At 48.9% G+C, this 6,859-nt stretch carries 8 protein-coding genes and 1 pseudogene; 5 read left to right on the plus strand and 4 right to left on the minus strand.

Features of this window, described 5'->3' with window-relative positions:
- Positions 1-191: 191 nt before the first annotated feature.
- The 4 genes from FD737_RS01650 to alaE all read right to left on the minus strand — a co-directional run bounded on the left by FD737_RS01650 (position 192) and on the right by alaE (position 3,113).
- Positions 192-932 carry an SDR family oxidoreductase gene (locus tag FD737_RS01650; RefSeq protein ID WP_160832536.1) on the minus strand — a complete coding sequence of 247 codons (741 nt, stop codon included), beginning with the start codon at positions 930-932 and terminating at the stop codon, positions 192-194.
- A gap of 392 nt (positions 933-1,324) precedes the next feature.
- Positions 1,325-1,609 carry a biofilm development regulator YmgB/AriR family protein gene (locus FD737_RS01655; protein ID WP_034821897.1) on the minus strand — a complete coding sequence of 95 codons (285 nt, stop codon included), beginning with the start codon at positions 1,607-1,609 and terminating at the stop codon, positions 1,325-1,327.
- Positions 1,610-2,089: 480 nt separating this feature from the next.
- The gene (locus tag FD737_RS01660; protein ID WP_160832537.1) at positions 2,090-2,350 is read right to left on the minus strand and encodes a hypothetical protein; all 261 of its coding nucleotides are present in this window, start codon (positions 2,348-2,350) and stop codon (positions 2,090-2,092) included.
- 325 nt (positions 2,351-2,675) lie between these two features.
- The gene (alaE, locus tag FD737_RS01665; RefSeq protein ID WP_160832538.1) at positions 2,676-3,113 is read right to left on the minus strand and encodes an L-alanine exporter AlaE; all 438 of its coding nucleotides are present in this window, start codon (positions 3,111-3,113) and stop codon (positions 2,676-2,678) included.
- Positions 3,114-3,372: 259 nt separating this feature from the next.
- Between alaE and umuD the strand changes: the two genes are divergently transcribed.
- The 5 genes and pseudogenes from umuD (at position 3,373) to FD737_RS01685 (ending at position 6,580) form a co-directional block, all read left to right on the plus strand.
- Positions 3,373-3,795, plus strand: a complete 423-nt coding sequence (umuD, locus tag FD737_RS01670) for a translesion error-prone DNA polymerase V autoproteolytic subunit (protein ID WP_034821888.1) — start codon at positions 3,373-3,375, stop codon at positions 3,793-3,795.
- The gene (umuC, locus tag FD737_RS01675) at positions 3,795-5,057 is read left to right on the plus strand and encodes a translesion error-prone DNA polymerase V subunit UmuC (protein WP_097119227.1); all 1,263 of its coding nucleotides are present in this window, start codon (positions 3,795-3,797) and stop codon (positions 5,055-5,057) included. The genes umuD and umuC overlap by 1 nt, the downstream gene beginning before the upstream one ends.
- Positions 5,058-5,211: 154 nt before the next feature.
- Positions 5,212-5,808, plus strand: a complete 597-nt coding sequence (locus FD737_RS01680; RefSeq protein WP_038647436.1) for a DsrE family protein — start codon at positions 5,212-5,214, stop codon at positions 5,806-5,808.
- Positions 5,809-5,875: 67 nt separating this feature from the next.
- A pseudogene (locus tag FD737_RS23800) lies at positions 5,876-6,061 on the plus strand (sigma 54-dependent transcriptional regulator); the annotation flags it as partial.
- 258 nt (positions 6,062-6,319) lie between these two features.
- Positions 6,320-6,580 (plus strand): hypothetical protein, encoded by a 261-nt coding sequence (locus FD737_RS01685; RefSeq protein ID WP_058959703.1) that lies wholly within the window; start codon positions 6,320-6,322, stop codon positions 6,578-6,580.
- The last annotated feature ends 279 nt before the right edge of the window (positions 6,581-6,859 follow it).

The following is a 6,859-nucleotide window of genomic DNA, read 5'->3' on the forward strand; positions in this document are numbered from 1 at the left end:
AGCTTTTGTGCATCATTAATTGGTGACTGGTTTTACAGCGTTGACTTGCTTCCCATAAATTAAAATATCTCAATGTTGTCAATATCTGCTTTTGGCACGGAGCAGACCTGCCGCTGGGCGAGATCCACTGTGAGCGAACAGCAGACTTTATTGAATCTACTAGATAGATTTCATAATTCCTTATAGACACATCAGTAATGTACTAGCCCGCCGTCTACAGCATACTGGCTGCCAGTAACATAGGATGCGTCATCGGACAGGAGGAAGAGTGCAACCGCAGCGGCTTCTTCTGCTGTGCCTGCGCGACCTAAAGGAACCTGGCTTACCACGAAATCTTCAAACTGCTGACGCGAATCCTCTGGCATAAAGTGCCTGAAATTAGTTTCAATTGGGCCTGGCACCAAAGTGTTGGCGCGAATGCTACGTTCGGCCAGCGCAGATGCCCAGCTTTTGACCATGGCGATAACGGCACCTTTCGTCGCTGCATACAGGCTTGTCATAGCCGCACCTTCGTAAGTTGAAGAGGACGAAGTAACCAGAACGGATGCACCTGAATTAAGTGATTTTGATAGGGCGGCAAGCTGTAGCATCGGGCCGCGCACATTTGCGTTCATCATACGATTAAAAGAATCCGCCGTTACAGATTCCGGAGAACTGACCTCCGCGAAGCCAGCATTGAGCCATAATCCATCAAGTGAACCCCAATCGCTAATAGCTTCCTTTAGCGTATTGATGTCAACTTCGCTTGCAGAGTCACTTTTCAAAATAAGCGATGTTTTAGGCAGCAGAGTACGGGCGCGTTCCAGTCTTTCTTCACTGAGCCCTGTAATAGCTACATCACCACCCTCAGCGATAATGCGCAGCGCGCCTGCCAGTCCCATGCCACTTGTACCACCAGTGATCAGTATACGTTTACCCTGAAACCTGCCCATGCTTAGTCCTTTTTTTGGCGGAGGAATGAGCATTTACCTTACGTAAACAGAACACTGTTCGTCATCCATTTCATTACGCAACTAAGGCATTGCTGATTGAACTACAGCTTCTGGTACGGAATGGACCAACTGGCGAGATGTCAGGTCGGCTTTCAGCGTGAAGCAGATCTTGTCTTTCCGGCGCGAACAGCGTCGAAATTTGCAGGCGCCTAATATGACCTCACTAAATAAGGTGACAGAAAATCCTCCACTTCGTGTTTGTCGATACCTGGCGTATAGCTGATACCTGCATTCTTTAAAATATTGAGTGCTTACCGTCTGTTTCCTTGATGTGGGGCTTCTGTCGCAACAATATCAATGGCCGAGGATGTGCTTAGCCTTCATAAACACTGTTACCAGTTGAAGTATGCCCAGCGTTCCGCTTCACCCGGTGTCATCCCGACCACGATTTTTAGGGCGTTGAGTAACAGATCGATTTGCACGGGATCAGAGGCCTTCTGCACTTCAGTGATCAATTGCAAAATCACGGCACCGTTGGTGACTCTCATGCCACGTTGGGTGATTTCACCTGCGGCTGCTTCAATCACAACGGTTTCAGCAGTGGCTTTGTCGCGAAGCGCATCTAAGTGAAGGAAAGACTTCGCGCTATTGGTTGACTGTTGTGCGCTCTGATACATGATTTTATCCCTTATGTCCGCTACTCAAACGTCATTATGGTCAGGCTATAACGTATAAAAATCGCAATCTATTAGTAGAGTGCGGATTTTGTACAGGGTGGCATTTCGAGTGATATCGAAACCACATGTGAAATAAATTTAGCGCATTTTGTCAAAATTGGGAGGGCGGTTATCACCAAAAACCGTTCTGGCATCGTCGATAAATCTTACCAGAACAATTTATGCTCAAAGGCATCTTCGATGTTTGCGGTTTGTTATGCGGGGATGTTTTACGTGGAGTGTATTATCAGCTTATGCCTGATAACTCAGTTGCTTCGCCAGTGGTGTAGCGAAAGACTGATTCTGGCAACTCATTTTGAGAGTGTCGTCCCTGACAGTGTCTCCGGCCGGTATACGCTTACGCGTAACCGATGAGGTCATCCGCTTCGTCGTCTTCCGGCCGGAACCGGATTACGTCCTTTGGCTTCAGTTCATTAATCGTTAATTCAGTTCATTATTCAGGCTAACTAAGGTTTGCAAATAAGGTATTTGCTCCTCGGCGACTGAAGATGACTCAAAGCTCATTAACCAGTTTCTGGCTTTAGCGATTTGAGTCAAGCGGTCAATATTATTCTCTGATTTAGACATCAAACCAAGCTGTGAAAAAAGGTTTGCAACACTGATTTCCTTTCGACATAAAGCAAGGCTTAATGCGGCTTCACCAATGATAATATGGCTTTTTTCATGATCTTGAAATAACAATGAAAATCCTCCATCAGATCGAATTAATGACAACCTCAATTTAAACTTAGAAGCTATTTTCAATATTGCATTACGACTCGTCTTAATAATGTCATGGTGTGGATTTTCATGATCAATAAAAGCGGAGCCTTTAAATATTCAATCTGAAGTTTCCATCATGCGGAACGGGGGTTGTTCATTTTTAATACAGCGTGAGGCACGGGCTTTAATGATTTTATAAAAAAACGGATTATTTATGTGGGAAAAGTGCCTGTTCATCAAAAGGTTAACACACCCTTTCACAGGCTATTCGAATAATTTTTGTTCGCTTCCGGTTGAGAATCATTTAGCTATCCAATGACATCGGCTTTTCTCCGCCCGGCGGCAAACCAAACAACCCCCGCCCCCAATTTAGAAACGCGCCATAAGGCCTTCCCAAACACAGCATCATCAACGCAGCACCGAGCGTCCCATGCACCAGTCCACTGCCTGATGCACCGCTAAAAGCAATGATTGCTGCATAGATGGGCACCTGAAAACTCACCAGCGCGACACTGTCCCACAGCAGTTTCGAAATCCGGCCCGTTCCCGCACGCTGCATTACCCAATCGCGCCACAAGCCATAAGGGCGGGCAACCGGCACCATCAAAACGGCACCAATCAAACGGGCATGTAGCACCTGATCCCACGCCATGCCGGCGATCCATCGTTCATTAATCATGCCCGTCGTGGTTAAAAATAAAATCAGTGCAATGGTATCCGCAATAAAGGCCGTTCGGCGCATGCGCTGGTCTTGAGGTTGAGGCAAAGTGCATTTCCTATATGAAGTCGTGAGAAAAACAGTCGTTCAACTTTGTAGCGAACCCTCCTTTCACCCTAGCCCAAAACCACCGCAGCACATCCATCTCACCGTCAAAACCCGCCAAAACTAAATCTCCTTTCCTGCCAACTGCTTTGCACCATCCCGAAGGATCCCGCTTGATCAAACTGCCCGACATAGTAATACTGTTTTTATATACAGTATATTCTCGAAGGCCATCATTATGGTGTTTTATCAACCGGCGGAACTCCGCGCCATCCTCAGTTTGCCCTTGTTTATCAGTCGTGTGCCGTGCGGTTTCCCGTCACCGGCGCAGGATTACGTTGAGCAACGTATTGACCTCAATGATCTCTGCGTCACGCATCCCAGCGCCACTTACTTCATCAAAGTCAGCGGTGACTCGATGATTGAGGGCGGAATCAGTGATGGCGATATGCTGATCGTCGATAGTGCTGTAGAACCCGAGCAGGGTGATGTGGTGGTGGCTGCTATCGCGGGGGAATTCACGGTGAAGCAGCTGATGCTGAAGCCTTGCTTGCACCTCAAACCGATGAATGCGGCACACGCCATCATTCCCATTCCCGACCCGGATCAGTTTGAGATTTTCGGTGTTGTTAAACATGTCATCAAAACGCTGAGACGGTAATGTTTGCGCTGGTGGATGTGAACTCATTCTATGCCTCGTGTGAGACGGTATTCAGGCCGGATCTCAAAGGCAAGCCGGTGATTGTGTTAAGCAACAACGATGGCTGCGTCATCGCACGTTCGGCCGAGGCCAAGAAGCTGGATATCGGCATGGGCGGCCCCTATTTTAAAATCAAAGATGTGTTGCGTCGCCATAACGTGCATGTGTTCAGCTCTAACTATGCGCTCTACGCCGACATGAGTCTGCGCGTGATGACGATACTGGAAGAGATGGCACCCGCCGTTGAGATCTACTCCATCGATGAAGCGTTTATGAACCTGACGGGCGTGCGGAATTGCCGCGTGCTGGAAGAGTTCGGACGGGAAATCCAGCAGCGGGTGAAACGCGAAACGCATCTGGCGGTAGGGGTGGGGATTGCGCCCACCAAAACCCTCGCCAAGCTGGCTAACCATGCCGCTAAGAAATGGAGTAAAACCGGCGGCGTGCTGGATCTCTCCAACCTTGAGCGGCAAAAGAAGTTAATGGCGTTAGTCGATGTGGCGGATGTGTGGGGCGTAGGGCGTCGTATCAGCAAGAAGCTGAATGCCATGGGCATCACCACCGCGCTGGATTTATCGGAGCAGAGCACCTGGGTGATCCGTAAGCACTTCAATGTGGTGCTGGAGCGCACCGTGCGCGAGTTGCGCGGTGAACCCTGTCTTGAACTGGAAGAGTTTGCGCCCGTGAAGCAGCAGATTGTCTGCTCACGCTCGTTTGCGGGACGTATCACGGAGTACGCCGATATGCGTGAAGCGGTGTGCAACTATGCCGTGCGCGCCGCCGAAAAGTTGCGTGGCGAACGGCAGTATTGTCGACAGATCGGCGTGTTTATTCGCACCAGCCCGCATGCGGAGGGTGAAATCTTTTACGGTAATCAGGCGATCATTAAAGTACTAACGCCCACCAATGACAGCCGCGATATTATCCGCGTGGCCACCGAGGCGCTGGATCGCATCTGGCGGGAAGGGTGCCGCTATATGAAAGCGGGGGTAATGTTAGGTGACTTCTTCAGTCAGGGTGTGGCGCAGCTCAATTTGTTTGATGACATCCAGCCGCAGGCGAATAGCGAAACGCTGATGCGGGTGATCGATGGCATTAATCAAAGCGGGAAAGGGAAGCTATGGTTCGCCGGACAAGGAATCCAGAAATCCTGGGCGATGAAGCGTGAGATGTTATCTCCGGCGTATACCACCCGATACGCAGATCTCCCGGTGGCGAAGTAAATAGCGGATTAGCGCATAACATGAGCCGCCACTTTTTACCGGGCGTTAGGAAATGGCTGAATATGCCCGTATACCGCCACGATAAGCCGACAAAATGCCAATCCATGCCATACTTGGCAAGGCCGATTTTTCACGATGTCGCGGGGGAAAAGAGATGCGTTCAGTGGTGATTAGCGCAGTTGTCGCAGTAGCGGGTGGGGTATGCGGTGCCTTACTCAGCCAAAATGAAACCCTCTTTGCCGCGAAAGTGAGTGCCCCACCTTCCGATCCCGCCATCAACTGGACCACGCCCGCTATTGCCGGTTACGGCAAAGTGCACTATGACGCCAGCAGCGCATTCCAGCCCAGCAGTGCGCTGAGTAACAAAGTGGTCTTCAAAGTCAGTCGTGGCGCGGAAGAACGCAGTCAGGTGAATCCGGCGCTGGAGCATGTGGCACAAGTGGTGAATACCTATGTGGCGGCCGGCGTGCCGGCAAAGCAGTTAAAATTTGTGGTAGCGGTGAATGGCGAAGCGACGCCCGCGATGCTGGAAAACACCCGTTTTCGACAACTGTTTGGTGTGGATAATCCCAACCTTGCGCTGATATCGGCGCTGGAACAGCAGGGCGTCAAAGTCACGGTGTGCGATCAGGCGCTGGCCTGGCATCACTACGAACCCCAATGGATTGCAGATTCAGTGATCCATACACCTTCTGCACTTACCACGATGACCACGCTGCAAAATCAGGGGTACGCTTTACTGAGTATGTGATGCGTTTGTGGCTTTGCTGTCCCTGGCATGAACCTCAACGCCCTTATTGTGGCTTCTGTCAAAGGCTCTCTTCGATCAAAAACAACTCGAAACCGGGCTGGAAGTGTGCCAACACACCTCAACATTATCTGAAGCAGGACGACATTTATTTTCGGTCTCGCGGCAGCATAAAAAGCAGCCGAATGATGCCGATCGCTTACGTAAATACCTCATGCGCTTTGGGTTGTGTTGGGAAAATATCCAGAAAAAATGAAAGCTATCATTTGAGGCGCTGAGCGGGAATTTCATATGGGATGGCTTTGCATTACTGGAATCTTAAAGGCACGCTGCGCTTTTAATTGCCACCATACCAGATGAATGTCTTCGCTTGGCCTTTGCGTTCGGTTTAATTAAAACATTAATTAAATCAATGGCAATACAATCCAGGAATAGACTATTTTTTCTTCAAGGCGCTGTAAATTACGCGGCGATTTTGCTTTAATTAACTGACGAAGCAAGATGAGAGGACAGCATGACAAAAGCCTATATAACAAAATATGCATTAACCCGGGGCATTTACATCGCAGAAGGCGAACTCAAAAACGATGGCGAGGTATTTGTACAGCGTCGCGATCGTGAGTACAACTTTGAGCAGTTCTTTAAGAAAAAAGAGTTTCAGTTAACCGAAGAAGAAGCCCTGGCGCGTGCGGATAAAATGCGTGCGGCGCAACTTAAAAAGCTGGCGAAGGAATATCAAAAACTGAGTGAGCTGGAATTCACAATTAAAGAGTGAACGTAAGTCAGTGGATGTTCGTCAATTGACTGATAACTCGTGGGTCTGTTTGTTTGATGGGTAACTGAAAGAAATGCGTTAAGATTTCGAAAAAATAATGAAACCCCATTTTATATTACGACCCAAGCCCTGTGAAACGCCGCCTTCAGGCGTAATGCCGATCAGTTAAGACAAAAATGATCGGTTGAATGATCCGGCAGTTCTGCAAAAATCCGTAATCTCTCAGGGATTACGGATTTTTTTATGCTTCTCAGTCAGGCTCTCGATATCGTTCATCAC

The organism is Pantoea sp. Seng (genome assembly GCF_009829935.1).
Taxonomy (GTDB): Bacteria; Pseudomonadota; Gammaproteobacteria; order Enterobacterales; family Enterobacteriaceae; genus Pantoea; species Pantoea communis.